20 protein-coding genes, 5 tRNA genes and 1 pseudogene are annotated in these 25,349 nt (G+C 59.8%); 8 read left to right on the top strand and 18 right to left on the bottom strand.

What is annotated here, in order from left to right; genetic code table 11:
- Nucleotides 1-96: 96 nt before the first annotated feature.
- The 6 genes from ACM1ZW_RS19205 to leuC form a co-directional block, all read right to left on the bottom strand.
- Nucleotides 97-1,107: an aspartate-semialdehyde dehydrogenase gene (locus tag ACM1ZW_RS19205; RefSeq protein ID WP_017337634.1), complete on the bottom strand. Its 1,011-nt coding sequence runs from the start codon at nt 1,105-1,107 to the stop codon at nt 97-99.
- Nucleotides 1,108-1,351: 244 nt separating this feature from the next.
- Entirely contained in the window at nt 1,352-2,464 is a 1,113-nt protein-coding gene (asd, locus tag ACM1ZW_RS19200; protein WP_414878702.1) for an aspartate-semialdehyde dehydrogenase, read from the bottom strand.
- Between the two features lie 68 nt (nt 2,465-2,532).
- Nucleotides 2,533-3,615: a 3-isopropylmalate dehydrogenase gene (gene leuB, locus ACM1ZW_RS19195; protein WP_017337632.1), complete on the bottom strand. Its 1,083-nt coding sequence runs from the start codon at nt 3,613-3,615 to the stop codon at nt 2,533-2,535.
- Nucleotides 3,616-3,666: 51 nt separating this feature from the next.
- Entirely contained in the window at nt 3,667-4,434 is a 768-nt protein-coding gene (locus ACM1ZW_RS19190) for a class I SAM-dependent methyltransferase (protein WP_017337631.1), read from the bottom strand.
- 135 nt (nt 4,435-4,569) lie between these two features.
- Nucleotides 4,570-5,214, bottom strand: coding sequence for a 3-isopropylmalate dehydratase small subunit (gene leuD / locus ACM1ZW_RS19185; protein WP_414884669.1), 645 nt, complete (start codon nt 5,212-5,214; stop codon nt 4,570-4,572).
- Between the two features lie 10 nt (nt 5,215-5,224).
- Nucleotides 5,225-6,643: a 3-isopropylmalate dehydratase large subunit gene (leuC, locus tag ACM1ZW_RS19180; protein ID WP_414878700.1), complete on the bottom strand. Its 1,419-nt coding sequence runs from the start codon at nt 6,641-6,643 to the stop codon at nt 5,225-5,227.
- A 147-nt stretch (nt 6,644-6,790) separates the two neighbouring features.
- Between leuC and ACM1ZW_RS19175 the strand changes: the two genes are divergently transcribed.
- Both ACM1ZW_RS19175 and ACM1ZW_RS19170 read left to right on the top strand, forming a co-directional pair.
- Nucleotides 6,791-7,681 (top strand): LysR family transcriptional regulator, encoded by an 891-nt coding sequence (locus ACM1ZW_RS19175; protein ID WP_017337628.1) that lies wholly within the window; start codon nt 6,791-6,793, stop codon nt 7,679-7,681.
- A 66-nt stretch (nt 7,682-7,747) separates the two neighbouring features.
- The gene (locus tag ACM1ZW_RS19170) at nt 7,748-11,026 is read left to right on the top strand and encodes a PAS domain S-box protein (RefSeq protein WP_017337627.1); all 3,279 of its coding nucleotides are present in this window, start codon (nt 7,748-7,750) and stop codon (nt 11,024-11,026) included.
- Between the two features lie 88 nt (nt 11,027-11,114).
- On the opposite strand, the gene ACM1ZW_RS19165 is transcribed toward ACM1ZW_RS19170, so the two are convergent.
- From ACM1ZW_RS19165 to gltX, 10 genes are all read right to left on the bottom strand, one after another.
- Nucleotides 11,115-11,561, bottom strand: a complete 447-nt coding sequence (locus ACM1ZW_RS19165; RefSeq protein WP_017337626.1) for an Hsp20 family protein — start codon at nt 11,559-11,561, stop codon at nt 11,115-11,117.
- Nucleotides 11,562-11,681: 120 nt separating this feature from the next.
- Entirely contained in the window at nt 11,682-12,641 is a 960-nt protein-coding gene (locus tag ACM1ZW_RS19160; protein WP_017337625.1) for a tRNA dihydrouridine synthase, read from the bottom strand.
- A gap of 109 nt (nt 12,642-12,750) precedes the next feature.
- Nucleotides 12,751-13,188: an acyl-CoA thioesterase gene (locus ACM1ZW_RS19155; RefSeq protein ID WP_017337624.1), complete on the bottom strand. Its 438-nt coding sequence runs from the start codon at nt 13,186-13,188 to the stop codon at nt 12,751-12,753.
- 48 nt (nt 13,189-13,236) lie between these two features.
- Nucleotides 13,237-14,070 (bottom strand): alpha/beta fold hydrolase, encoded by an 834-nt coding sequence (locus ACM1ZW_RS19150; RefSeq protein ID WP_017337623.1) that lies wholly within the window; start codon nt 14,068-14,070, stop codon nt 13,237-13,239.
- Nucleotides 14,071-14,101: 31 nt separating this feature from the next.
- Nucleotides 14,102-14,641 carry a TetR/AcrR family transcriptional regulator gene (locus ACM1ZW_RS19145; protein WP_017337622.1) on the bottom strand — a complete coding sequence of 180 codons (540 nt, stop codon included), beginning with the start codon at nt 14,639-14,641 and terminating at the stop codon, nt 14,102-14,104.
- A gap of 184 nt (nt 14,642-14,825) precedes the next feature.
- Nucleotides 14,826-14,901 (bottom strand) — tRNA-Glu (locus tag ACM1ZW_RS19140).
- An 80-nt stretch (nt 14,902-14,981) separates the two neighbouring features.
- Nucleotides 14,982-15,057, bottom strand: a tRNA-Ala gene (locus tag ACM1ZW_RS19135).
- 53 nt (nt 15,058-15,110) lie between these two features.
- Nucleotides 15,111-15,186 (bottom strand) — tRNA-Glu (locus tag ACM1ZW_RS19130).
- Nucleotides 15,187-15,265: 79 nt separating this feature from the next.
- Nucleotides 15,266-15,341: transfer RNA gene (locus ACM1ZW_RS19125), tRNA-Ala, on the bottom strand.
- 236 nt (nt 15,342-15,577) lie between these two features.
- Entirely contained in the window at nt 15,578-17,059 is a 1,482-nt protein-coding gene (gene gltX / locus ACM1ZW_RS19120) for a glutamate--tRNA ligase (RefSeq protein ID WP_416739034.1), read from the bottom strand.
- A gap of 220 nt (nt 17,060-17,279) precedes the next feature.
- Between gltX and ACM1ZW_RS19115 the strand changes: the two genes are divergently transcribed.
- Both ACM1ZW_RS19115 and ACM1ZW_RS19110 read left to right on the top strand, forming a co-directional pair.
- Nucleotides 17,280-18,329 carry an HlyD family secretion protein gene (locus tag ACM1ZW_RS19115; protein ID WP_416739033.1) on the top strand — a complete coding sequence of 350 codons (1,050 nt, stop codon included), beginning with the start codon at nt 17,280-17,282 and terminating at the stop codon, nt 18,327-18,329.
- A 49-nt stretch (nt 18,330-18,378) separates the two neighbouring features.
- Nucleotides 18,379-19,869, top strand: a complete 1,491-nt coding sequence (locus ACM1ZW_RS19110) for an MDR family MFS transporter (protein WP_193393025.1) — start codon at nt 18,379-18,381, stop codon at nt 19,867-19,869.
- Nucleotides 19,870-19,995: 126 nt separating this feature from the next.
- On the opposite strand, the gene uvrB is transcribed toward ACM1ZW_RS19110, so the two are convergent.
- Nucleotides 19,996-22,011, bottom strand: coding sequence for an excinuclease ABC subunit UvrB (uvrB, locus tag ACM1ZW_RS19105; RefSeq protein ID WP_150632484.1), 2,016 nt, complete (start codon nt 22,009-22,011; stop codon nt 19,996-19,998).
- A gap of 338 nt (nt 22,012-22,349) precedes the next feature.
- Between uvrB and ACM1ZW_RS19100 the strand changes: the two genes are divergently transcribed.
- Together ACM1ZW_RS19100 and ACM1ZW_RS19095 are read left to right on the top strand one after the other, a co-directional pair.
- Nucleotides 22,350-23,546, top strand: a complete 1,197-nt coding sequence (locus ACM1ZW_RS19100) for an amino acid aminotransferase (protein ID WP_017339648.1) — start codon at nt 22,350-22,352, stop codon at nt 23,544-23,546.
- 238 nt (nt 23,547-23,784) lie between these two features.
- Complete coding sequence (locus ACM1ZW_RS19095; RefSeq protein WP_017339649.1) at nt 23,785-23,994, top strand: hypothetical protein; 210 nt, start codon at nt 23,785-23,787, stop codon at nt 23,992-23,994.
- On the opposite strand, the gene ACM1ZW_RS19090 is transcribed toward ACM1ZW_RS19095, so the two are convergent.
- A complete protein-coding gene (locus tag ACM1ZW_RS19090; protein WP_008007186.1) occupies nt 23,991-24,221 on the bottom strand; it encodes a hypothetical protein in 231 nt (76 codons plus the stop codon). The genes ACM1ZW_RS19095 and ACM1ZW_RS19090 overlap by 4 nt on opposite strands.
- Nucleotides 24,222-24,448: 227 nt before the next feature.
- Between ACM1ZW_RS19090 and ACM1ZW_RS19085 the strand changes: the two genes are divergently transcribed.
- Both ACM1ZW_RS19085 and ACM1ZW_RS19080 read left to right on the top strand, forming a co-directional pair.
- Nucleotides 24,449-24,524 (top strand) — tRNA-Asn (locus tag ACM1ZW_RS19085).
- Nucleotides 24,525-24,682: 158 nt separating this feature from the next.
- Nucleotides 24,683-25,309 (top strand): annotated as a pseudogene (locus ACM1ZW_RS19080) (integrase arm-type DNA-binding domain-containing protein); the annotation flags it as partial.
- Nucleotides 25,310-25,349: the final 40 nt, after the last annotated feature.

The raw sequence follows: 25,349 nt of genomic DNA, 5'->3' as shown, positions 1-25,349 counted from the left end.
CATGCCCCGGAAAGCCCCGCAGGGTAGCTCGCCTTCAGCAATCCGGCCAGGCATCGCCCGGCTAGAATCATTCTGTAATTTGTTGCCAAGTATCTTTTACAGCAGGTCTTTTATCAACAATTCAGCCACCTGCACAGCATTGAGCGCCGCGCCTTTGCGTACGTTATCTGACGTCAGCCACAAATTAAGTTCCGACGGGTCGTCGATTCCAGCGCGAACCCGACCGACGTAGACCACATCCTGCCCTACCGCATCGCCGACAGCGGTCGGGTAATCACCGGCTTCCACCAGCTCTACACCGGGTGCGTCTTCCAGCGCTTCGTTGATTTTTGCCAGGTCCACGACGCTTGCTGACTGCAAGGTCACACTAAAGCTATCGCCAAAAAACACCGGGGCTTGAATGCAAGTGACGGAAATCTTTAATAAAGGCAAAGCCATGACCTGACGCAGCTCACGCACCAGACGTTTTTCCAGCAGCGTATGGCCTTGATCATCCGGCTTGCCGACTTGCGCCAGCAGGTTGAAAGCCATCTGCCGATCGAAAAAAGTCGGCTCCAGCGGACGCACATTGAGCAGTTCGGCGGTTTGGCGTGCCAGCTCAGTAACGGCTTCGCGGCCCTGGGCAGAAACGGCCAGACTGGCGGTCACATTGACGCGTTGCAAGTCGAGCAGACCCAGCAACGGTGCGAGCACCACGGCCAATGTGGTGGCCGACGGGCTTGGGCTGCTGACCTGGAATGGCTTTTTCAGGCCGGCCAACACCCGGGCATTGGCTTCCGGCACCACTTGCGGCGCCTGATCGGCCGGCAAGGCGCCGGACAGATCGATCAGCGAGCACCCGGCGGCCGTGGCGCGCGAGGCGAAACTCAAGGTCACCGCCGGGCCTGCGGCGAAAAACACCAACTGCACTTTGCTGAAGTCGAACTCATCGACTTCCCGCACCCGCACGTTCTTGCCGCGAAACGGCACCGAATGCCCGGCGGATTCGCTACTGGCCAGCAGGTGCAAATTGCCGACCGGAAAGTCGCGTTCTTCGAGTATCTGCACCAGCGTTTCGCCAACAGTACCGGTGGCGCCGATCACGGCAATATCAAAGGACTGGCTCATGGTTCTACCTCTGGCGAAACGGGGGGAGCGGCACTTTACCGGGTGGGTGGCGTGCAGGCAATTCGGCCTGGGTCTGCGGCGTCTGTTCCGGCCCCTTCGCGAGCAAGCCCGCTTGTGTCTAGGCCTAGGGATAAACCCTGGGGTGAGAGGGGTGGATGGCAAGCACCTGATCAATGTCAGACTACCGGGAATAAAAAAACCCGCACCTCTTTCAAGGCACGGGCTCTTTCATTGCTTCAATCAATCAACGCTCAAGCAGAATCCGCAGCATGCGACGCAGCGGCTCGGCCGCGCCCCACAGCAGCTGGTCGCCGACGGTGAACGCGCCGACGAACTGCGAACCCATGTTCAGCTTGCGCAGACGACCCACCGGAACATTCAGGGTGCCGGTGACCTTGGTCGGGCTCAGCTCCTGCATGCTGATGTCGCGGTTGTTCGGCACCAGCTTGACCCATGGGTTGTGCTGGCTGATCAGCCCTTCGATGTCGGCGATCGGCACATCTTTGTTCAGCTTGATGGTCAGCGCCTGGCTGTGGCAACGCATGGCGCCGATGCGTACGCAGATGCCATCCACCGGGATCGGGCTCTTGAAGCGACCGAGGATCTTGTTGGTCTCGGCCTGGGCTTTCCACTCTTCGCGGCTCTGACCGTTCGGCAGTTCCTTGTCGATCCACGGGATCAGGCTGCCGGCCAACGGTACACCGAAGTTTTCGGTCGGGTACGCGTCGCTGCGCATGGCTTCGGCGACACGGCGGTCGATGTCGAGGATGGCACTGGCCGGGTCGGCCAGTTGATCGGCGACAGCGGCGTGAGTCACACCCATTTGCTTGATCAGTTCACGCATGTGCTGCGCGCCGCCACCGGAGGCCGCCTGATAAGTCATAGCGCTCATCCACTCGACCAGACCGGCCTCGAACAGACCGCCCAGGCCCATCAGCATCAGGCTGACGGTGCAGTTGCCGCCGATGTAGTTCTTGGTGCCCGCGTCAAGCTGCTGATCGATGACCTTGCGGTTCACCGGGTCCAGCACGATCACCGCGTCATCCTGCATGCGCAGGCTGGAAGCGGCGTCGATCCAGTAACCCTGCCAGCCGGCTTCGCGCAGTTTCGGGAAGACTTCGCTGGTGTAGTCGCCACCCTGGCAGGTCAGAATCACGTCGAGGGTTTTCAGCTCTTCAATGCTGTAAGCGTCCTTGAGCGGAGCAATGTCCTTGCCCACGGACGGGCCTTGGCCACCGACATTGGAAGTGGTGAAAAACACCGGCTCGATAAGATCGAAATCCTGCTCTTCCAGCATCCGCTGCATGAGCACGGAACCGACCATACCGCGCCAACCGATCAGACCTACACGTTTCATCGCAACTACACCTTCTTAAAAAGTGGGCCGCTGCTTTCAAGAGTGAAAGTTGCAGCGGGCCCGAGAGATTACAGATTCCGCAGCGCGGCGACTACTGCGTCACCCATTTCCTGCGTACCGACTTTAGTGCAACCGGTCGACCAGATGTCACCCGTACGCAGGCCTTGGTCCAGAACCAGACTGACGGCTTTCTCGATCGCATCCGCCGCGCCCTGCTGGTTGAAGCTGTAGCGCAACATCATCGACACCGACAAAATGGTCGCCAGCGGGTTGGCGATGCCTTTGCCCGCGATGTCCGGCGCAGAGCCGTGGCACGGCTCGTACATGCCCTTGTTGTGGGTGTCCAGGGACGCCGAGGGCAGCATGCCGATGGAACCTGTGAGCATCGACGCCTGGTCGGACAGAATGTCGCCAAACATGTTGTCGGTGACGATCACGTCGAACTGCTTCGGTGCACGCACCAGTTGCATGGCGGCGTTGTCGACGTACATGTGGCTCAGTTCGACTTCCGGGTAATCCTTGGCCACTTCCTCGACGATTTCACGCCACAACTGGCTGGAAGCCAGGACGTTGGCCTTGTCCACCGAGCACAGCTTCTTGCCACGCACCATGGCCATGTCGAAACCGACACGGGCGATGCGGCGGATTTCGCTTTCGCTGTACGGCAGCGTGTCGTAGGACTGACGCTCGCCGTTTTCCAGGGTACGGGTGCCGCGTGGCGCGCCGAAGTAGATACCGCCGGTCAGTTCGCGAACGATCAGGATGTCCAGACCGGAAACGATTTCGGCTTTCAGGCTGGAAGCCTCGGCCAGTTGCGGGTACAGGATCGCCGGGCGCAGGTTGCCGAACAGGCCCAGTTGCGCACGAATTTTCAGCAGGCCGCGCTCAGGACGGATGTCACGCTCGATGGCGTCCCATTTCGGACCGCCCACGGCGCCCAGCAAGACAGCGTCGGCTGCGCGGGCACGTTCCAGGGTTTCGTCGGCCAGTGGCACGCCGTGCTTGTCGATGGCGGCGCCGCCGATCACGTCGTGGCTCAGCTCGAAGCCCAGGTTGTACTTGTCGTTGGCCAGTTCCAGCACCTTGACCGCTTCGGCCATGATTTCCGGACCAATGCCGTCACCCGGGAGAATCAGAATCTGCTTGCTCATGCTTTCCTCATGTCTTCAGTCGGTGTGCCCTTGAGCACACCCGGAAAAATTCTATCGCTCGGCCATCAGCACAAGCACATCGGTACTGAATGAACCATCGGGTTCAATCTCAAAATATTCGCGCACTTCATTGCCCATCGACTGCTGCAACTCGCGGATCGCGGCGCGCATCACCTGTGGCGTGCGCATGCGCTCGACCCAGCTGTTGTACTCCAGACGCAGGCGCTGGCGCGTGGTGCTGCGAGTGTGCAGCCCCGCCTCGCTGACCTGGCGCAACCACTCGCCGGCGGAATAATCGCGCACATGGCTGGTGTCGCGCAGCACTTCGACGCTTTGCAGATAAGTGTCGAACAACGGACTGCCCGGTGACAACACATCGACGAACGCCGCCACGCCGCCCGGCTTCAGTACCCGACGGACTTCGCGCAGGGCCAGGCCGAGATCACTCCAATGGTGCGCCGAATAACGGCTGAACACGAAGTCGAACTCGCCATCGGCGAACGGCAGGCGTTCGGCGGCGCCTAGGGCCGTGGTCACGTTACTCAAACCGCGGTCAACGGCGGCGGCGGCGACCACGTCGAGCATTTGCTGGGACAGGTCGTAGGCCACCACTTCCTTGACCAGCGGGGCCACGTGAAAACTCACGTGGCCGGCGCCGCAACCCAGGTCCAGCACTCGGGCATCGCCCTGCCCGGCCACTTCGGCTTGTAGCAGTGCGAATTCGGTGCCTTGAGCGTGCACGGCGCTGCTCAGATAGGCTGCGGCCTGTTCACCGAATTGCTTTTGTACAACCTGAGTGTGCTGGGCGGTGCTGGTCATAGTCATATCCTTGATATGTGTGTTGTCTGAACTGTCGTCATCGCCAGAAAGCTCGTTCCCACAGGGTTTTGTGAACGCCGCAAATCAATGTGGGGCCAGCCTGCTGGCGATGGCGTCATCACGCCTTACGCAAACTTACGCGTCGCGAAACAACCAGGGCTGGCTCGCCCGGTGCTTGGCTTCAAACGTCGCAATCGCCTCGTGGTCCTGCAAGGTCAAACCAATGTCGTCCAGGCCATTGAGCAGGCAATGCTTACGGAATGCGTCGATTTCGAAGCTCAACACTTTGCCATCTGGCCGGGTCACGGTCTGAGCTTCGAGATCCACCTGCAACTGGTAGCCAGGATTCGCTTCAACCTGCTGGAACAGCTCATCCACCTCAGCGTCGCTCAAGATGATCGGCAGCAAGCCGTTCTTGAAGCTGTTGTTGAAGAAGATGTCGGCGTAGCTCGGCGCAATGATGCTGCGGAAACCGTACTCTTCCAGCGCCCACGGCGCGTGTTCACGACTGGAACCGCAACCGAAGTTTTCGCGGGCCAGCAACACGCTGGCGCCTTGATAACGCTCGGCATTGAGGACAAAGTCCTTGTTCAGCGGACGCTTGGAGTTGTCCTGATACGGCTGGCCCACATCCAGATAACGCCACTCATCGAACAGGTTCGGGCCAAAACCGGTGCGCTTGATCGACTTCAGGAACTGCTTCGGAATGATCTGGTCGGTGTCGACGTTGGCACGATCCAGAGGCGCGACAAGACCAGTGTGCTGGGTAAAAGCTTTCATGCTGCGCTCCTTAGATCAATTCACGGACGTCGACAAAACGACCGTTCACAGCGGCGGCGGCGGCCATGGCCGGGCTCACGAGGTGGGTACGACCACCGGCGCCCTGACGGCCTTCAAAGTTACGGTTGGAGGTCGATGCGCAATGCTCGCCCGACTCCAAACGGTCCGGGTTCATCGCCAGGCACATCGAGCAACCCGGCTCGCGCCATTCAAAACCGGCGTCGAGGAAAATCTTGTCCAGGCCTTCCGACTCGGCCTGCGCCTTCACCAGGCCCGAACCCGGCACCACAATGGCCTGCTTGATGGTCGAAGCCACTTTGCGGCCCTTGGCGATGACAGCTGCAGCGCGCAGGTCTTCGATCCGCGAGTTGGTGCAGGAGCCAATGAAAACACGGTCGAGCTGGATGTCGGTGATCGCCTGATTGGCGGTCAAACCCATGTATTTCAAAGCGCGTTCGATGGAGCCACGCTTGACCAGGTCCATTTCCTTCGCAGGATCGGGAACGTTCTGGTCAACGGCCAACACCATCTCGGGCGAGGTGCCCCAGCTGACTTGCGGCTTGATCTGGGTCGCGTCGAGCTCGACGATGGTGTCGAACGTGGCGTCTTTATCCGTCACCAGGTCTTTCCAGGCTTCGACAGCCAAGTCCCATTCCGCGCCTTTCGGGGCAAATGGACGACCCTTCACATAAGCCACGGTTTTTTCATCCGCTGCCACCAGGCCTACGCGAGCGCCGGCCTCGATGGACATGTTGCAGATGGTCATGCGGCCTTCGACCGACAGATCGCGAATCGCGCTACCGGCGAACTCGATCGCATGGCCGTTACCGCCGGCGGTGCCGATCTTGCCAATGACCGCGAGAACGATGTCCTTGGCCGTCACGCCGAACGGCAATTTGCCTTCGACGGACACCAGCATGTTCTTCATTTTCTTGGCGACCAGGCACTGGGTGGCGAGTACGTGCTCGACCTCGGAAGTGCCGATACCGTGAGCCAGAGCACCGAATGCGCCGTGGGTCGAGGTGTGGGAGTCGCCGCAAACCACGGTCATGCCCGGCAAGGTCGCGCCCTGCTCCGGGCCGATCACGTGCACGATGCCTTGACGCACATCATTCATCTTGAATTCGACGATGCCATATTCATCGCAGTTGTCGTCGAGGGTCTGGACCTGCAAACGCGAGACCTGGTCGACAATGGCGTCAATGCCGCCCTTGCGCTCCGGCGTGGTCGGTACGTTGTGGTCCGGGGTCGCGATGTTGGCATCGATGCGCCAAGGCTTGCGCCCGGCCAGACGCAGGCCTTCAAAGGCTTGCGGCGAGGTCACTTCGTGGATGATGTGACGATCGATGTAGATCAGCGCAGAGCCATCGTCGCGCTGCTTGACCAAATGCGAATCCCAGAGCTTGTCGTAGAGCGTTTTGCCGGCCATCAGACGGTTCCTCATCAGCTTGTTTCTATGCCCCGGGTCTTGAGAATTTCAATAACCCTTTGGCTTGTGAGGTCGATCCTAGGGGGTTACATTAAATAACTCAAATTCATATTTTTTATGCTTTGGATAACCAACTGGAATACAGCAATGGACCTCGCCAACCTCAATGCCTTTATTGCCATCGCCGAGACCGGAAGCTTCTCCGGCGCCGGTGAACGGCTGCACCTGACACAGCCGGCGATCAGCAAACGCATTGCCGGGCTGGAGCAGCAGTTGAAGGTGCGCCTGTTTGACCGCCTGGGCCGCGAAGTCGGGCTGACCGAGGCCGGTCGAGCCCTGCTGCCACGGGCTTATCAGATTCTGAACGTGCTGGACGACACCCGCCGCGCCCTGACCAACCTGACCGGCGAAGTCAGCGGCCGCCTGACCCTGGCCACCAGTCACCACATCGGCCTGCACCGTTTGCCGCCCTTATTAAGGGAATTCACCCGCCGTTACCCGCAAGTCGCGCTGGATATTCAGTTCCTCGATTCGGAAGTGGCCTACGAAGAAATTCTCCACGGCCGTGCCGAACTGGCGGTCATCACCCTCGCGCCGGAGCCCCACGCGCTGGTCAAGGCCACGCCGGTGTGGGACGACCCGCTGGATTTCGTGGTCGCCCCGGAGCATTCATTGATCAGCAATGGCGCGGTGACCCTGGCGGACATTGCCCTGCACCCGGCCGTATTCCCCGGCGGCAACACCTTTACTCACCACATCGTCCAGCGCCTGTTCGAAGCGCAAGGCCTGACGCCGAATATCGCCATGAGCACGAATTATCTGGAAACCATCAAGATGATGGTCTCGATCGGCCTGGCCTGGAGCGTGTTGCCGCGCACCATGCTCGACGATCAAGTTGCACGAATACCTTTGCCGGGCATACAACTGTCTCGCCAGCTAGGCTATATCTTGCACACCGAACGGACGCTGTCGAACGCAGCACGGGCCTTCATGGCCTTGCTGGATGCACAAATCGATTTGCCAGGGACTCCAGGCTAACTTGTGCTACGCCTATAGAGCCGCGAATTCCTGTGCCTAACGCCCAATTCAGCCCAAGGCCTGCCAATGCCGAAATCTGTTGACCGTATTCCGCCGATGCCACGTATACAGGCGCTTGACCCGAAACGGTCCGAGCAGAGCTGGGAAAGCGCGCCGCAGTTGCTGGCCGCCCTCAACGGCGCACGGCTGGGCGCCTGGTATTGGGACATTGAGCGCGGGCAGATCAGCTGGTCGCGGGGCACGCAGGCTTTGTTCGGCTTCGATCCCCGGCAGCCGTTGCCGGCCGACCTGGAATACCTCGACCTGCTGCCGCCCGAAGATCGGGCCAAAACCATTCGCGCGTTCCACGCGGTGATTGCCGGCGCCCCGCTGGAGCAGGCGATGCACCACCGCATCCGCTGGCCCGATGGCAGCCTGCACTGGCTGGAGATCAATGGCAGTTTGCTACCGGATAAACACGGTCGGCCGCGCATGATCGGGGTGATCCGCGAAATCACCCATCAGCGCCAGCGTGAACAGGCCCTGAGCAGCTCGGAAAAACGTTTCGCGACGCTGTTTCACCTGTGTCCGAACATGGTGCTGCTGACCCGCCAGGAAGACGGCCTGATCACCGAAGCCAACCAGTATTTCGAAAGCCTGTTCGGCTGGCCGGTGCAAAACGCGATTGGCCGCACCACCATTGAACTGGGTTTGTGGGTTCACCCTGAGCAACGGGAGAAACTGGTCAAGGCGACCAAGGCCAAAGGCGAATTGGTCAGTATGGAAGTGCAGTTTCGGGCCAGCAATGGCCAGGTCCACGACGGCATCCTCAGCGCGCAGAAAGTCGAACTCGAGGGCCAGCCCTTTCTGCTCAGCACCTTCCTCGACACCACTGAGCGCAAGATCGCCGAGCTCGCCCTGAAAGACAGCCAGGAACGCCTTGATCTGGCGCTGGACTCGGCACAACTCGGCACTTGGGACTGGCACATTCCCAGCGGCATGCTTTACGGCTCGGCCCGGGCCGCGCAACTGCACGGGCTGGATCCCATACCGTTCCATGAGTCGTTCGAAGCGTTTTTCGAAGGCGTGCCCGGCGAAGAGCGCGACAGCATGCGCGATGCCTACCGCAGCCTGCGCGAAGGCCCGGCGGGCAACTATCAGCTGACCTACCGCGTGCAACTTGAGGACGGCACTTCGCGCTACCTGGAAAGCCGCGCCCGCCTCTATCGCGATGAAAACGGCGCCCCATTGCGCATGGCCGGCACCTTGCTGGACATCACCGATCAGGTCGAGCGCGAACAGAAACTGGTCGCCTCCGAAGAAAAGTTTGCCACCCTGTTCCAGGTCAGTCCGGACCCGATCTGCGTCACTCGCCAGGACACCGGCCAGTTCATCGAGATCAACTCCAGTTTTACCCAGACCTTCGGCTGGAGCACCGTCGAGGTGATTGGCCGCAGCGCCGACGAAATCGGCCTGTGGGACGCGTCGGCAAAAAGCCTGCGCCGGATCGAGCAAGTCATCCGCGAACAGGGCCTGAACAACGTGGCCATCCTCGTTCAGCACAAGGACGGTCAATCGCTGACCTGCGTGATATCCAGTCGACAGATCAGCGTCGGCGACCAGCCGTGCATCGTCACCACCTTGCGCGACATCACCCAGCAACAACGTTCGGAAGCGGCGCTCAAGGCCAGCGAAGAGAAGTTCGCCAAGGCCTTCCACTCCAGCCCTGACGCCATCACCATCACCGAGCGCGACACCGGGCGTTATCTGGAGGTCAATGATGGTTTCTGCCGACTGACCGGCTATCGCGCCGATGAAGTGGTCGGCCGCACGGTCTACCAGGTCGGCATCTGGGCCGAAGAAAAACAACGCTCGGCGCTGCTGGCCGAGCTACAGATCAAGGGCCGGGTGCATCACCAGGAAATGCTCGGCCGCAACAAGCGCGGCGAACTGCTGACCGTCGAAGTGTCGGTGGAACCGATCACGCTCAACGAAACCGCTTGCCTGCTGCTGACCGCGCGGGACGTCAGCCTGCTGAAAAACGCCGAAGCGCAGATCCGTCACCTGGCCTACCACGACCCGCTGACCAACCTGCCGAACCGCGCACTGTTGATGGACCGCCTGAGCCAGCAGATCGCCCTACTCAAACGCCACAACCTGCGTGGCGCCCTTATGTTTCTCGATCTCGACCACTTCAAGCACATCAACGATTCGCTCGGCCACCCGGTGGGCGACACGGTGCTGAAGATCATCACCGCCCGCCTTGAAGCCAGCGTGCGCATGGAAGACACCGTCGCCCGGCTGGGCGGCGACGAATTCGTGGTGTTGCTCAGCGGCCTGGAAGGCTCGCGTAATGAAGTCAGCGCCCAGGTCCGTGACCTCGCGGACACCTTGCGCGAGCTGTTGTCCGAACCGATGTTCCTTGATGGTCAACGCCTGCAAGTGACGCCGAGTATCGGCATCGCGCTGATTCCCGATCACGGCTCGACCCCGACCGACCTGCTCAAACGCGCCGACATTGCGCTTTATCGGGCCAAGGATTCCGGGCGCAACACCACGCAGATGTACCACAACACCATGCAGAAGGCCGCCAGTGAACGCCTGCGCATGGAAACCGACTTGCGCCTGGCCCTTTCCCGGGGCGAGTTCGAGGTGCATTACCAGCCTCAAGTGGATGCTCGCGACAACCGTATCGTCGGCGCCGAAGCGCTGGTGCGCTGGTGCCACCCGGAACTCGGCGCCCAATCGCCGACCGAATTCATCAAGGTGCTGGAAGACAGCGGGTTGATTCTGGAGGTCGGCACCTGGATCGTCGACGAAGTGTGCGCGGCCTTTAAAAAGTTGATCGCCAAGGGCCTGATCGACCCATTGAATTTCAGCCTGTGCGTGAACATCAGCCCGCGGCAATTCCGCCAGAACGACTTCGTCGAGCGCATCGAGCACAGCCTCTTCAGCCACGGCCTCCCCTGCTCGCTGCTGAAACTGGAAATCACCGAAGGCATCGTCATCCAGAATCTGGAAGACACCATCAGCAAAATGCGTCGCTTGAAAAAAATCGGCGTGAGCTTCGCCATGGACGACTTCGGCACCGGTTATTCCTCGCTGACCTACCTCAAGCGACTGCCGGTGGACACGCTGAAAATCGACCAGTCATTCATCCGCGACGCCACCACCGACCCCAACGATGCCGAAATCATCCGCGCCATCGTCGCCATGGCTCGCAGCCTGCAATTGAAAGTGATTGCCGAAGGGGTGGAAACCCCGGAGCAGCTTGAGTTCTTGCAGGGGCTGGGTTGCCATTTTTATCAAGGGTATTTGCACAGTTCGCCGCTGCCGGTGGAGGCGTTTCAGAAGCTTCTGAAATAAAGCGGACGGTGTAGGAGCTGCCTTCGGCAGCTCCTACATGGAAAAAGAAAAAAAAGGGCGCCATTGGCGCCCTTTTCATTGCCCTGCCTTAGTGCTGCAGTGCTGGTTTTTGCGTCCCGTTGATCGGGATACGTTTGGCTTTCGCCTCTTCCGGAACCACCCTCAACAGGTCGATGCTCAACAGACCGTTGCTCAGGCCGGCGGCCTTGATTTCGATATGGTCCGCCAGGCGGAAGGACAGTTTGAAGGCCCGCTGCGCGATGCCCTGGTACAGATAAGTGACGTCTTCGTTCGCGTCACGTTTGCCGCCACTGATGGTCAGCACACCTTTTTCCACTTGCAGTTCCAGGTCTTCTTCCTGGAAACCGGCGGCCGCTATGACGATGCGGTATTGGTCGTCGCCGTGTTTTTCAACGTTGTAAGGTGGATAGGTGCTGCCTGGCTCATTGCGCAGTGCGGTTTCGAAAAGGTCGTTGAAACGATCGAAACCGACCGAGGAACGGAACAGTGGCGCCATGGAAAATGCAGTGCTCATGATTCAAATCTCCTGAAAACATATCAGCAAGTTTTTTTGTCTCCGCGACCCGAATTCGGCATCGCGTAATCCTTAAATAAGGACCGCCGATTGCTTTTCAAGAGATTTTTTCAAATTTTTTTAAGCCGCCTCCAACACCTGTAACCCCAGCAAACGCGAGACCTGATCCAGTTCGGTTTCACGGCGCAGGACGGTGAACAGCTCAACCGCTTCGGGATAATTGCGCGTCAGCATCGCCAGCCACTGCTTCAGGCGACCCGGCGATTGGCGCGCCGTCATCTGCGCCTTGGCTTGCAGCCAGAAATCCTGAATCAGCGGCAGCAGTTCGGCCCAGCTCATTTCGACCACTTCTTCACCGGCACGGGCGGCAGCGATTTGCCGGGCCAGGTCCGGACGCGACACCAGCCCGCGGCCGAGCATGATGTCTTCCACGCCGCTGATTTCTCGGCAACGGCGCCAGTCCTCGACGCTCCAGATATCACCATTGGCGAACACCGGAACCTTGACCACCTCCTGCACTCGGGGAATCCACTCCCAATGTGCCGGTGGTTTGTAACCGTCCATCTTGGTCCGCGCATGCACCACGATGTGTTCCGCGCCGCCTTCGGCCAGGGCCGTGGCGCAGACCAGCGAACCGTCGGGGCTGTCGAAGCCCAGGCGCATTTTCGCAGTGACCGGAATGTGCGCTGGAACGGCGCGGCGGACATGCTCGACGATCTGGTTCAGCAGCTCAGGCTCTTTGAGCAACACCGCGCCACCGCGCGACTTGTTGACGGTTTTGGCCGGGCAACCGAAGTTCAGGTCGATGACTTCGGAGCCCAGCTCGCAGGCCAGCGCGGCGTTTTCCGCCAGGCACACCGGATCGGAGCCCAATAGCTGCACGCGCAAAGGCACGCCAGACGCCGTGCGTGCGCCCGTCAGCAATTCAGGGCCGAACTTGTGGAAATAGGCAGGCGTGAGCAACTGATCGTTGATCCGGATGAACTCGGTGACGCACCAATCGATACCGCCCACACGGGTCAGCACGTCCCGCAGGATGTTGTCGACCAACCCCTCCATGGGTGCCAAAGCAATTTGCATGAAAAACACACTCGACGAAAAACGTGCGGCAGTTTACTGGATTCCCTGTCGAAAGACTTGTTCATACCGCTGTGGCGTGGGAGCTTGCTCCCTCGCCACAGCGATCGTGTCAGCTCGGAACCTGCAACGCCGGGCCGTAGCCTTCGATGAATTCGGCGGGCATGCGCTTGGGCTTGCCCGTGGACAATTCGATACAGACAAACGTGGTCTGCGCCCGCAGCAACGTGGTGTTGTCGCTGGGGCGTTTCAGCTGGAAGTGCCGGGTCATTTTCAGACGCTGGTCCCAATCGACAATCCAGGTCGCCAGTTGCAACTCATCGCCCTCATAGGCCGCAGCCAGGTAATCGATCTCGTGCCGCACCACCGCCATCGCCCGATCAAGCCGCCGGTACTCGACCAGGTCCAGGCCAAGCCGCTGAGAGTGGCGCCAGGCGCAGCGCTCGAGCCAGGTCACATACACCGCGTTGTTCGCGTGACCCAACCCGTCGATGTCCTCGGCGCCCACCTCCAGATCAATGATAAATGGCGTTGCCCGATCCCAGCCCATGCCCCACTCCCGGTCAGATTATGTCGACCGGGGCAGTGTAACGGATGCTCAGGCCGATTGGCGCGATTGCAGGCTGCGGCCGGCCAGCAGTGATAACACGCCATCAATCACCCGAGGGTCAGCCAATACCCGTTGATGACCGCCTTCTTCCAGTCGCAACAGACGGCTGTCGAACCAGGCTTCGTGGATCAGCTGGGACTCCTTGACCGGAACGAAGCAGTCGTCTTCGGCGTGAACGATCAGCCCGGGCATGTCGAGTTGATAGTGCGAGACATCCAGTGCAGCGGCACGCATGCCAACGTCTTTCTCTACCTGGCGGATGAACGCCGAACGGGCTTTTGGCGGCAGTCGCACGTAACGGGCAAAACCACGCAGCACCGCGAGAATTCGCGCCGGCGCAGCAATCGTCACCAGGGTTTCAGTGCGCAAACCCAACTGAACGGCGAGCATGGCACTGGCACCGCCCATCGAGTGACCGATGACCGCCTGCAGCGGCGGCAACTCGGCGGCGGCCTCAAGCATGGCCCGGGCGAACAGCGCGACGTTTGCTTCATTGCCCGGTGAGCGACCATGGGCAGGGCCATCCAACGCGACGACGGTGTAACCGGCATCCACCAGCGCGGTAATCAGGCTGGCAAACTGCGTCGGCCGGCCTTCCCAACCGTGCATCAGCAACACCGCCGGGCCTTGCCCCCAGCGCAACGCTGAAAGGCCGAAGCGTAAAGTGATGCGCTCGGATTTCGCCAGCAGAGGCAATTCCCAGTCTCGCGGCGGCAGATCCCGCGGCGTCATGAATGCCAGTCGCATTTTGCTTGCGACCAGTTTCGGTGCAAACCAGCCCAAGGTGCCATTAACGCCACGAACCCACTTTAACGTGCTCATCGCTCTCACTCCTCAGGCCATTGCCTTCAGGTCATATCACCGCCGACTTGGCGGCACGCAGCAATCGATCGGATAACTCTCCCGGCCCCAACGCTCGCGCCAGAGCCAAACCACCCACCATCAAGGCCATGTCGGCCAAGGCTTTGTCGGTGTCTTCCGGGCTGGCCGCCAACTGCGCGACCATCATTTCCACATGCTCATTCAGCGCCACGCGAAACGCGTCCGGCAGGCGACCCAGCTCACCGACAGACGCCGGGATCGGGCATGCCGACTCAGAGGAATCACGATGTTTGCGTGACAGGTAAAACGCAGCGACCAAGGCGCGACGTTCTTCGCCGGTCAATTCGGTGTCCATGTCGGCGATCAGGCCACGGCGATGACCGAGCAGTTGCTTGAACGCTTCCAGCATCATTGCGTCCTTGCTTTCGAAGTGCGCATAGAAGCCGCCCACCGTCAGGCCGGCTGCGCCCATCACTTCGCCCACGCTCGGTTCGGCCGGGCCGCGCTGAATCAGCGCTGCGCTGGCGGCCTTGAGGATGCGTTCGCGGGTTTGAGCTTTTTTATCGTTCATCGTTGCCTCCGAATATTACGACTAGAATATTATTCTCATAATAATTTTACGCAAGTCGTGGGTGTGACCGTTGGTCTGAAGCACAGTTTGAAAGAAATGAGGGGATTTGGCCAAACGCCAGACAAACAAAAGGGCCATTCAATAATTGAATGACCCTTATAAAATCCCGCAGAGCGGGTAATCGTGGCGTCCCCTAGGGGACTCGAACCCCTGTTACCGCCGTGAAAGGGCGGTGTCCTAGGCCACTAGACGAAGGGGACGCAAAACCTTCTATACAACTGATCAGTGCTGAGGGCTGATCGATTCAAGGCCGGTGTGGCCAGACCTTGAACTGTAAAATTGGTGGAGCTAAGCGGGATCGAACCGCTGACCTCCTGCATGCCATGCAGGCGCTCTCCCAGCTGAGCTATAGCCCCGGATTTTTCGCCTCGCGGCGGAGCGACATCTTGCAACATCGCTTCTGTAAAACTGGCGTCCCCTAGGGGACTCGAACCCCTGTTACCGCCGTGAAAGGGCGGTGTCCTAGGCCACTAGACGAAGGGGACGCAAACCCTTCTATACAACAGATCAACGCTGAGTGTTGATCGCTTCAAGGCCGGTGTGGCCAGACCTTGAAGTGTAAATTGGTGGAGCTAGACGGGATCGAACCGTCGACCTCTTGCATGCCATGCAAGCGCTCTCCCAGCTGAGCTATAGCCCCTCATCGCTGAGGACGGGGCGAATCTTAATGGCGCTTTGGAAACGTGTCAAATTTATTTTTAACAATTTCCAAAGTTTTTTGCCGACATAACAATCACTTACCGCCCTCCCCCCGGAAAACGGGGGACTTCGGAAAGAACACGGGTCTGTAGAAGCTGGCGCAGCCTGCGATCTTTTTGGCTACGCCGAAGAGCAAGATCAAAAGATCGCAGCCTGCGCCAGCTCCTACTGTGTGGATCAGGCGATGTTGCCGAGGAGTTTTTCCCACTCTTTGTTTTCTTTCTTCGACACGCCGCCCAGCAGGTCGATCGCCTGGCGCAGACGGAAACGCGTCAGGTCCGGGCCGAGGATTTCCATCGCATCCAGCACCGATACCGAACTGGCCTGGCCAGTGATGGCAGCGAACATCAGCGGCATGGCGTCACGCAGTTTCAGCTCGAGGGATTCGATCACCGCCTGAATCGTCGCGGTGATGTTGTCCTTCTCCCACTGACGCAGGCTTTCCAGCTTCCACAGAATCAGTTGCATCAGCTGACGCACCTGGTCGCCCGACAGTTTCTTCGATTCAAACAGCTTGGCATCCGGGTTCACGCCCCCGGCGAAGAAGAATCCGGCCAGCGGTGCGACCTGGCTGAAAGTCTCGACGCGACCCTGCACGTGCGGCGCGATCTTCATCATGTATTCAGGGTTGAGTGCCCAGGTTTGCAGGCGCGAAGCGAACTCTGCCACCGGCAAATCACGCAGCCACTGGCCGTTGAGCCACGACAGCTTCTCGATGTCGAAAATCGGCCCGCCGAGGGAGACGCGGCTCAGGTCGAAGTTGTCGACCATTTCCTGCAGCGAGAACTTCTCGCGCTCGTCCGGCATCGACCAGCCCATGCGCCCGAGGTAGTTGAGCATCGCTTCCGGCATGAAGCCCATACGCTCGTAGAACGTCACAGAGGTGGGGTTCTTGCGCTTGGACAGCTTGCTCTTGTCCGGGTTACGCAGCAGCGGCATGTAGCACAGCTCCGGTTGCTCCCAACCGAAGTATTCGTACAGAAGAATCAGTTTCGGTGCCGAAGGCAGCCATTCTTCGCCGCGCAGGACGTGGGTGATGCCCATCAGGTGGTCATCGACCACGTTGGCCAGGAAGTACGTCGGCAGGCCGTCGGTCTTCATCAGCACTTGCATGTCCATGCGATCCCACGGGATCTCGACGTCGCCACGCAGCATGTCCGGCACCACGCACACGCCTTCGCTCGGCACTTTCATGCGGATCACATGTGGCTCGCCGGCGGCCAGGCGGCGCGCGACTTCTTCCTTGGACAGCAACAGTGCACGGCCGTCGTATCGCGGGGTTTCACCGCGAGCCATTTGCTCGGCGCGCATCTGGTCCAGTTCTTCGGCGGTGCAGAAGCACGGGAAGGCGTGACCCATTTCGACCAGTTGCTGGCAGTACTTCTGATAGATGTCGCCGCGCTCGCTCTGACGGTACGGACCGTGCGGGCCGCCGACGTCCGGGCCTTCGCTCCAGTCGATCCCCAACCAGCGCAGGGCGTCGAAAATCTGCTGTTCGGACTCGCGGGTCGAACGCAATTGATCGGTGTCTTCGATCCGCAGGATGAACTCACCGCCGTGCTGCTTGGCAAAGCAGTAGTTGAACAAAGCGATGTAAGCGGTACCTACGTGGGGGTCCCCGGTAGGCGATGGCGCGATGCGCGTGCGGACGGTGGTCATGGCAAGTCTCGAAATGAAGATAAAACAAAGGGCGAATGGTAACAGGCGTTGCCCGCCCGGCTCCAGCGAACAGGGCATTTAAGCCAAGTTTGCGTCTACAACGGGCTCGGGCCGGGATGAATGATGGATTATCAGCCGATGGCATTTACCCACTATCGACTGTATGCCAGATTCGCCTGCTGATAACTTTCCTTACAATTTCTCGACTACAGTTTGCCCCATGCCTGCCCAACTCAAGCGTCGCCTGTTTATTTTCCTGTTGATCGTCCTGCTGATTGCCGGCGGCTTCTTTGCCCAGTGGCTCTTCAAGGGACGGTTTTATGAGAGCACCGACAACGCTTACGTCCAGGGCGAGATCACCCGTGTGTCGAGCCAGTTGGGCGCGCGCATCGATCAGGTGCTGGTGCAGGACAACCAGCACGTCGAGAAAGGCCAGTTGCTGATCAAGCTCGAAGGCGATGACTTCCACCTCGCCGTCGACCGCGCCAACGCCGCCCTCGCCACTCGCCAGGCCGAACGCCTGCAAGCCCAGAGCAAACTGACCCAGCAAGCCAGCCTGATTGCCGCGAGCGAGGCGCAAGTGGCCTCCAGTCAAGCCAGCCTCGGTCGCTCACAAATCGATTTGTCCCGCGCGCAAACCCTGCGCAAACCGGGCTACGTTTCCGAAGAGCGAGTCACCACCCTCTCCGCCGACAACCACATCGCCCGCTCACAGGTAACCAAAGCCCAGGCGGATGCTCAAAGCCAGCGCCAGCAAGTCAATTCCCTGAGCGCCGAAATCAAGCGCCTCGACGCCATGATCGCCAACGCCAAAACCGATCTGGCCCAGGCTGAACTGAACCTGACCCGCAGCGAAATCCACGCCCCCATCAGCGGCCTGATCGGCCAGCGCGCCGCCCGCGAAGGCCAGTATGTGCAGGCCGGCGCTTATTTGCTGTCGATCGTCCCGGATCAGGACATCTGGATTCAGGCGAACTTCAAGGAAACCCAGATCGGCCACATGCAGCCCGGCCAGAAAGCCGAACTGACGTTCGACGCCTACAGCGACACGCCGATTGAAGCGCGGGTCGACAGCCTGTTCGCGGCCTCAGGCGCGCAGTTCAGCCTGTTGCCGCCGGACAATGCCACCGGCAATTTCACCAAGGTCGTACAACGGATTCCGGTAAAACTGACGTTCGCCGCGGACAACCCGCTGCACGGAAAGATTCGTCCGGGCATGTCGGTTACCGCCAAAGTGAACATCAAAGACGCCCCTGACGATGGCCGGTGATCAACTGATCCGCCCGGCCGGCGAACCGACCCGGCGGGACTGGATCGCGGTGATGAGTGTGATGCTCGGCGCGTTCATGGCGGTGCTCGACATTCAGATCACCAATTCGTCGCTCAAGGATATTCAGGGCGCGCTGTCGGCGACCCTGGAAGAAGGATCCTGGATTTCCACGTCGTACCTGGTCGCGGAAATCATCATGATTCCGCTGACGGCGTGGCTGGTGCAGCTGCTCTCGGCGCGTCGACTGGCGGTATGGGTTTCGCTTGGATTCCTTGCCGCGTCCCTGCTCTGCTCGATGGCGTGGAGCCTGGAAAGCATGATCATTTTCCGCGCACTGCAAGGCTTCACCGGCGGCGCGTTGATTCCTCTGGCGTTCACCCTGACGCTGATCAAGCTTCCCGAGCACCACCGCGCCAAAGGCATGGCGATGTTCGCCATGACCGCAACGTTCGCGCCGTCCATCGGACCGACACTCGGCGGCTGGCTGACGGAGAACTGGGGCTGGGAATACATCTTCTACATCAACATCCCGCCGGGCCTGATCATGATCGCCGGCCTGATGTATGGCCTGGAGAAAAAAGAAGCGCACTGGGAATTACTGAAAAGCACCGACTACACAGGGATTGTCACCCTCGGTATCGGACTCGGTTGTTTGCAGGTGTTTCTGGAAGAAGGCCATCGCAAGGACTGGCTGGAATCGGACCTGATCGTTGCGCTCGGCAGCATCGCCCTGATCAGCCTGATCACCTTTGTGATCGTGCAATTTTCCAAGCCCAACCCGCTGATCAACCTCGGCATCCTGGGCAATCGCAACTTCGGTTTATCGAGTATCTCCAGCCTGGGAATGGGCGTCGGGCTGTACGGTTCGATCTTTCTGTTGCCGCTGTACCTGGCGCAGATCCAGAACTATAACGCCCTGCAGATCGGCGAAGTGATCATGTGGATGGGCGTGCCACAGCTGTTCCTGATTCCGCTGGTGCCCAAGCTGATGAAATACGTCTCGCCGAAATGGCTGTGCACGCTGGGCTTCGGGTTGTTCGGCCTGGCGAGTTTTTCCTCGGGTGTGCTGAACCCGGACTTTGCCGGACCGCAGTTCAATCAGATCCAGATCATCCGCGCACTCGGCCAGCCGCTGATCATGGTGACCATCTCGCTGATCGCCACCGCGTACATCCTGCCGCAGGATGCGGGCTCGGCGTCGAGCCTGTTCAACATCCTGCGCAACCTCGGCGGCGCAATCGGCATCGCCCTCCTCGCCACCTTGCTGGATGCGCGGACCAAGACCTACTTCGATTATTTGCGTGAATCCATCGTGCCGAGCAACCCGCAGGTCGCCGAGCGCATGGCGTCGCTGACCGACCGGTTTGGCAGTGAAACGGCGGCGCTGGGCAAACTCAGTGAGATCGCCCATCAACAGGCGTCGATCATGGCTTACAACGATGCGTTTCATTTTGTCGGGATTGCGCTGGGGATCAGCATGATTGCGGTGTTGCTGACCAAGCAATTACCGGCGGGGTTGAAGGCTGGCGAGGCGCACTAGTTGAGTATTGTGTCGTCAAGACTGGCCTCATCGCGAGCAGGCTCGCTCCCACATTGGATCGCGCTCACTGGGTCAACTGTGGGAGCGAGCCTGCTCGCGATGGCGGCCTGACAGGCACTGCAAATCTCAAACAGCGATCAACCGATCCCGCAGCTTGGTAATTTCATCGCGCATCTGCGCCGCCGCTTCGAATTCCAGGTCGCGCGCCAAGGCGTACATCTTCTCTTCCAGGGCTTTGATGCGCTTGGCGACCTCTCCCGGCGAACGCAATTCCGCTTCGTACTTGGCGCTTTCCTCGGCGGCCTTGGCCATGCCTTTGCGCTTCTTGCTGCGCGAGCCTGGCACGGTGGCGCCTTCCATGATGTCGGCAACGTCCTTGAACACACCTTTCGGCGTAATGCCGTTTGCCAGGTTGAAGGCAATCTGCTTGTCGCGTCGACGTTCGGTTTCACCGATGGCCCGCTCCATGGAGCCGGTGATGCGGTCCGCGTACAGAATCGCCCGACCGTTGAGGTTACGCGCCGCGCGACCGATGGTCTGGATCAGCGAGCGCTCGGAACGCAGGAAGCCCTCCTTGTCCGCATCAAGGATCGCCACCAGCGAGACCTCCGGCATGTCCAGGCCTTCACGCAGCAGGTTGATCCCCACCAGCACATCAAAGGTTCCGAGTCGCAAATCGCGAATGATTTCGACCCGTTCCACGGTGTCGATGTCCGAGTGCAGATAACGCACCCGCACGCCGTGGTCGGCCAGGTAATCGGTCAAGTCTTCGGACATGCGCTTGGTCAGCGTGGTGACCAACACCCGCTCTTCGAGGGCGACGCGCTTGGTGATTTCCGACAGCAAATCGTCGACCTGAGTCAGCGCCGGACGGATTTCGATTTGCGGGTCCACGAGACCGGTCGGGCGCACCAGTTGCTCGACCACCCGGCCCGCATGTTCAGCCTCGTAGTTGCCCGGCGTGGCCGAGACAAAAATCGTCTGCGGGCTGATGCCTTCGAACTCGTCAAAACGCATCGGCCGGTTGTCCAGCGCCGAGGGCAGACGGAAGCCGTACTCCACCAGCGTTTCCTTACGTGAGCGGTCGCCCTTATACATGGCACCGACCTGCGGCACGCTGACGTGGGATTCGTCGATCACCAGCAAGGCATCGGCCGGCAAGTAATCGAACAAGGTCGGCGGCGCCTCGCCGGACGCACGGCCCGAGAGGTAGCGCGAGTAGTTTTCGATGCCGTTGCAGTAGCCCAGCTCGAGGATCATCTCGAGGTCGAAGCGCGTGCGTTGCTCAAGACGTTGCGCTTCCACCAGTTTGTTGTTGGAGCGCAGGTATTCCAGGCGCTCCTGCAACTCGACCTTGATCCCTTCAATGGCACCGAGCAGGGTTTCTCGCGGCGTCACGTAGTGGCTTTTCGGGTAGAAGGTGAAGCGCGGCAGCTTGCGAATCACCTCGCCGGTCAGCGGATCGAAGGCCGACAGGCTCTCGACTTCGTCATCGAACAGCTCGATGCGGATCGCTTCGAAATCGGATTCTGCCGGGTGGATGTCGATCACATCACCGCGCACGCGGAAGGTCGCTCGGGCGAAATCCATGTCGTTGCGGGTGTATTGCAGGTCCGCCAGGCGACGCAGTAAAGCGCGCTGATCGAGCTTGTCACCCCGATCCACGTGCAGCACCATTTTCAAATAAGTTTCCGGACTGCCCAGACCATAGATGCACGACACCGTGGTGACGATGATCGCGTCCTTGCGCTCCAGCAACGCTTTGGTCGCCGAGAGTCGCATCTGCTCGATGTGATCGTTGATCGAGGCGTCTTTCTCGATGAAGGTGTCCGAGGACGGCACGTAGGCTTCGGGCTGGTAGTAGTCGTAGTAGGACACGAAGTATTCGACGGCGTTGTTCGGAAAAAACGCCTTGAATTCACCGTACAACTGCGCGGCCAGGGTCTTGTTCGGCGCCAGCACCAGTGTCGGGCGCTGAACCTGGGCGATGACGTTGGCAATGCTGAACGTCTTGCCCGAGCCGGTCACACCGAGCAATGTCTGGTGCGCCAGCCCGGCTTCAATGCCCTCGACCATCAGGCGAATGGCTTCCGGCTGATCGCCGGCGGGCTCGAAGCGGGTGACTAGCTGGAATTCAGACATGAAATACCCTCTGGGTCGCGCCCGTCCGGTCAAGCCGGACAGCTACGAAAAAGACCACAAACGACCGACGTCGCCCGAGGAAAAAACTGGATTGCGCTCAATGTGGAGCCGATTGCCCTCGCTTTCAAGGCAAACGTCCTACATCCCTTGAAGTCTTTGATGGGATCAATCGACTAACGGTCGAAAAATAATCGGGAAAACTTACGGTAAAAGCCAAATCGACTGTCGCCATCAATCGCAGATGACCTCTATACTAGCTCCCCGTTTGTGCACCGCTCTAGTGCATTCGGCTGGAGCGCGACACGTCCCTCCACTCTCCATTCAGAGCCGCCGCAAAAATGAGCCTGTTCTCCGCTGTCGAAATGGCACCACGCGATCCAATCCTGGGCCTCAACGAAGCATTCAACGCCGATACCCGTACCAACAAGGTCAACCTGGGGGTCGGTGTTTACTGCAACGAGGAGGGGCGAATTCCACTCCTGCGCGCCGTTGTCGAAGCCGAGACGATTCGCGTCGCTCAACACGCTTCCCGTGGCTACTTGCCGATCGATGGCATCGCGGCTTACGACCAGGCCGTTCAGAAACTGCTGTTTGGCAATGACTCGCCGCTGATCGCTGCTGGCCGTGTCATCACCACTCAGGCCGTGGGCGGTACTGGCGCACTGAAAATCGGTGCCGACTTCCTCAAGCAACTGCTGCCGAACGCTGTCGTGGCGATCAGCGACCCAAGCTGGGAAAACCACCGCGCGCTGTTCGAAACCGCCGGTTTCCCGGTGCAGAACTATCGCTACTACGACGCCGCGACCCACGACGTTAACCGTGTCGGCCTGCTGGAAGACCTGAACGCCCTGCCGAACGGCTCGATCGTTGTGCTGCACGCCTGCTGCCACAACCCGACCGGCGTGGACCTGAGCCCGGCGGACTGGAAAAACGTTCTGGAAGCCGTGAAGGCCAAGGGTCACGTACCGTTCCTCGACATGGCCTACCAGGGCTTTGGCGATGGCATCGACGAAGACGCCGCCGCCGTGCGTCTGTTCGCTGAATCGGACCTGACCTTCTTCGTCTCCAGCTCGTTCTCCAAATCCTTCTCGCTGTACGGCGAGCGCGTGGGCGCCCTGTCGATCGTCAGCGAATCGAAAGAGGAAAGCGCGCGCGTGCTGTCGCAAGTCAAACGCGTGATCCGCACCAACTACTCCAACCCGCCGACCCACGGTGCAAGCATCGTCGCCGCTGTGCTGAACAGCCCGGAGCTGCGCGCCAAGTGGGAAGAAGAACTGGCCGAAATGCGCCTGCGGATTCGCGGCATGCGTACCCAGATGGTTGACCTGCTGGCGAAAAACGCGCCACAGCGCGATTTCAGCTTTGTGGGGCGTCAGCGCGGCATGTTCTCCTACTCCGGCCTGACGGTTGAGCAAGTCACCCGTCTGCGCAACGAGTTCGGCATCTATGCCCTGGACACCGGCCGCATCTGCGTCGCCGCGTTGAACCAGAACAACATTGATGTCGTGACCAAGGCCATCGTTGCGGTGATCTGAGTCGTACGGTAATACGAAAAACGGGAAGCCTCTGGGCTTCCCGTTTTTTTATTGGCTCAGATAATTCTCAACCTCATGGTCGAGCGCTCTAGACTCCACATCATATTACTGTGGGAGCCGGGCTTGCCCGTGATGGTGGTCGGCCAACCAACAACTGTGTTGAATGTGAGGGCCCTATCGCGGGCCAGCCCGCTTCCACAAGTTCTATGTACATTCCGGAATTCTGACGAGAACCCACATGAAAAACGATGACCTGCGCGCTGAGCGCGATGACCTGGATGACCTGAATGACTTCATCCCCCGCGTCCCGGCCAAACGCAGCAGTAACCTGGTGCTGCAAGTGGCTGCGGGTGTGTTCCTCGGTGGCCTGGCCTTGTGGCTGGTGCAGCTGGGTGCGACGCTGCTTTACGCCAAACTGATGCTCGCCACCGTGACGTTCGGCGGTTAAGCCAGTTCGGTCGCGCGCTGGCTGGCTGCATCGTCATAGGCGACGTACAGCGATTCGGCGACCTGGCTTTTGATGGCCTTGGTGCTTTCCAGGCCCAGGACAAAACCTTCGGCCTTGCCGCCTGCGCGATTCAATTCGTCAGCGGTGCTGGCCTGAGTGATGGCGTCGAACAGTTTTTCGGCGTGCGGACCGACCCCTTTGGGCAGGCTGATCTGAGCGATGCTCATGCGGACACCTCGTTGTTGCGAAGTGTGAGGGCTGGGTGATTCATGGCGCGTACCTTTTCGGCGAATGGCCGGCAGCGCGTGTAACCACTTCCGGGCGGCCATGGTAGACCTCTGGTGCCGTTCTGGTAACCGCCAATCGCCGATAAACCACCGTCCGTCCCGATGAATTCCTCAAGTTGTCAGCAGGTGCTTGACTTCTCTTTTTGAATCAGTAACATACACGCCATTCCGCGATAGCTCAGTTGGTAGAGCAAGTGACTGTTAATCACTGGGTCCCTGGTTCGAGTCCAGGTCGTGGAGCCAGACAAGGTTCGGAGAAGGCTTTCAAAATCTCTGAACACCAAAAACCCGCCTTATGGCGGGTTTTTTCGTTTTGGCGTTCCGTCGGATTCCGGTGGGTGCGCGGCGTTTTAAGGGCAGATCTTGGGATAAAGGTCAGTTCGATAAAAGGGAATACCCTTATGTCGCGCACCACTGCTCCACTCTCCGACTCCGCTTGCCGTTCGGCCAAGCCCAAAGACCGCGCCTACAAGCTTTTCGACGGCGACAGCCTTTACCTTCAAGTCCAACCCAATGGTCGCAAAGGCTGGCGTCTCAGATATGTCAAACCTGACAGACGGGAAGGACTGACCTCATTCGGCAACTACCCTATCGTTGGCCTCGCCGATGCGCGCCGCAAACGCTTGGAGGTGAAGCGAATGCTGGCGGATGGAATTGACCCCAAATGAGCCAAGAACCAAGCCAGGACGGACGCTCTGATCAAGGGCCGCACCTTTGAAAGCGTTGCGCTGGACTGGCACACGAAAATGTCAGCCAAGTGGGCACCGGACTATTCCAAGACAGTGATGAGTCGCCTCAAAACTCACCTCTTCCCGCTGATCGGCGCTCGCGCCATTGTCGACCTGGAAACCCACGACCTTATGCGGCCCCTGGAAGCGATCAAGAAGCGCGGAACGATAGACATTGCTTTAAGGGTACAAAACTACCTGCAGAGCATCATGCACGAGGCAAAGCGCCTCCGGCTTATCACCGTGGCCTGCAGCGCACTGATCGAGTCAGGTTTGTGGACCGACACAGCCGTCGAGCGGCAGATGAGCCACAAGGAACGCGGTAATCTCTGAAGGTGGG

This window comes from Pseudomonas sp. NFX71 (assembly GCF_048079215.1).
In the GTDB taxonomy this organism is placed as follows: Bacteria; Pseudomonadota; Gammaproteobacteria; order Pseudomonadales; family Pseudomonadaceae; genus Aquipseudomonas; species Aquipseudomonas fluorescens_B.
This window is presented reverse-complemented; position numbering and strand designations above follow the sequence as displayed.

What these genes read in the sequence shown, in the direction of transcription:
- leuC (WP_414878700.1), bottom strand. Translation starts at nt 6,643, where the DNA reads ATGGCCGGCAAAACGCTCTACGACAAGCTCTGGGATTCGCATTTGGTC.
- ACM1ZW_RS19095 (WP_017339649.1), top strand. Translation starts at nt 23,785, where the DNA reads ATGAAAAACGATGACCTGCGCGCTGAGCGCGATGACCTGGATGACCTG.
- asd (WP_414878702.1), bottom strand. Translation starts at nt 2,464, where the DNA reads ATGAAACGTGTAGGTCTGATCGGTTGGCGCGGTATGGTCGGTTCCGTG.
- ACM1ZW_RS19170 (WP_017337627.1), top strand. Translation starts at nt 7,748, where the DNA reads ATGCCGAAATCTGTTGACCGTATTCCGCCGATGCCACGTATACAGGCG.
- ACM1ZW_RS19100 (WP_017339648.1), top strand. Translation starts at nt 22,350, where the DNA reads ATGAGCCTGTTCTCCGCTGTCGAAATGGCACCACGCGATCCAATCCTG.
- ACM1ZW_RS19160 (WP_017337625.1), bottom strand. Translation starts at nt 12,641, where the DNA reads ATGCAAATTGCTTTGGCACCCATGGAGGGGTTGGTCGACAACATCCTG.
- ACM1ZW_RS19155 (WP_017337624.1), bottom strand. Translation starts at nt 13,188, where the DNA reads ATGGGCTGGGATCGGGCAACGCCATTTATCATTGATCTGGAGGTGGGC.
- ACM1ZW_RS19090 (WP_008007186.1), bottom strand. Translation starts at nt 24,221, where the DNA reads ATGAGCATCGCTCAGATCAGCCTGCCCAAAGGGGTCGGTCCGCACGCC.
- ACM1ZW_RS19145 (WP_017337622.1), bottom strand. Translation starts at nt 14,641, where the DNA reads ATGAACGATAAAAAAGCTCAAACCCGCGAACGCATCCTCAAGGCCGCC.
- ACM1ZW_RS19190 (WP_017337631.1), bottom strand. Translation starts at nt 4,434, where the DNA reads ATGACCAGCACCGCCCAGCACACTCAGGTTGTACAAAAGCAATTCGGT.
- leuB (WP_017337632.1), bottom strand. Translation starts at nt 3,615, where the DNA reads ATGAGCAAGCAGATTCTGATTCTCCCGGGTGACGGCATTGGTCCGGAA.
- ACM1ZW_RS19115 (WP_416739033.1), top strand. Translation starts at nt 17,280, where the DNA reads ATGCCTGCCCAACTCAAGCGTCGCCTGTTTATTTTCCTGTTGATCGTC.
- ACM1ZW_RS19175 (WP_017337628.1), top strand. Translation starts at nt 6,791, where the DNA reads ATGGACCTCGCCAACCTCAATGCCTTTATTGCCATCGCCGAGACCGGA.
- uvrB (WP_150632484.1), bottom strand. Translation starts at nt 22,011, where the DNA reads ATGTCTGAATTCCAGCTAGTCACCCGCTTCGAGCCCGCCGGCGATCAG.
- gltX (WP_416739034.1), bottom strand. Translation starts at nt 17,059, where the DNA reads ATGACCACCGTCCGCACGCGCATCGCGCCATCGCCTACCGGGGACCCC.
- leuD (WP_414884669.1), bottom strand. Translation starts at nt 5,214, where the DNA reads ATGAAAGCTTTTACCCAGCACACTGGTCTTGTCGCGCCTCTGGATCGT.
- ACM1ZW_RS19205 (WP_017337634.1), bottom strand. Translation starts at nt 1,107, where the DNA reads ATGAGCCAGTCCTTTGATATTGCCGTGATCGGCGCCACCGGTACTGTT.
- ACM1ZW_RS19165 (WP_017337626.1), bottom strand. Translation starts at nt 11,561, where the DNA reads ATGAGCACTGCATTTTCCATGGCGCCACTGTTCCGTTCCTCGGTCGGT.
- ACM1ZW_RS19150 (WP_017337623.1), bottom strand. Translation starts at nt 14,070, where the DNA reads ATGAGCACGTTAAAGTGGGTTCGTGGCGTTAATGGCACCTTGGGCTGG.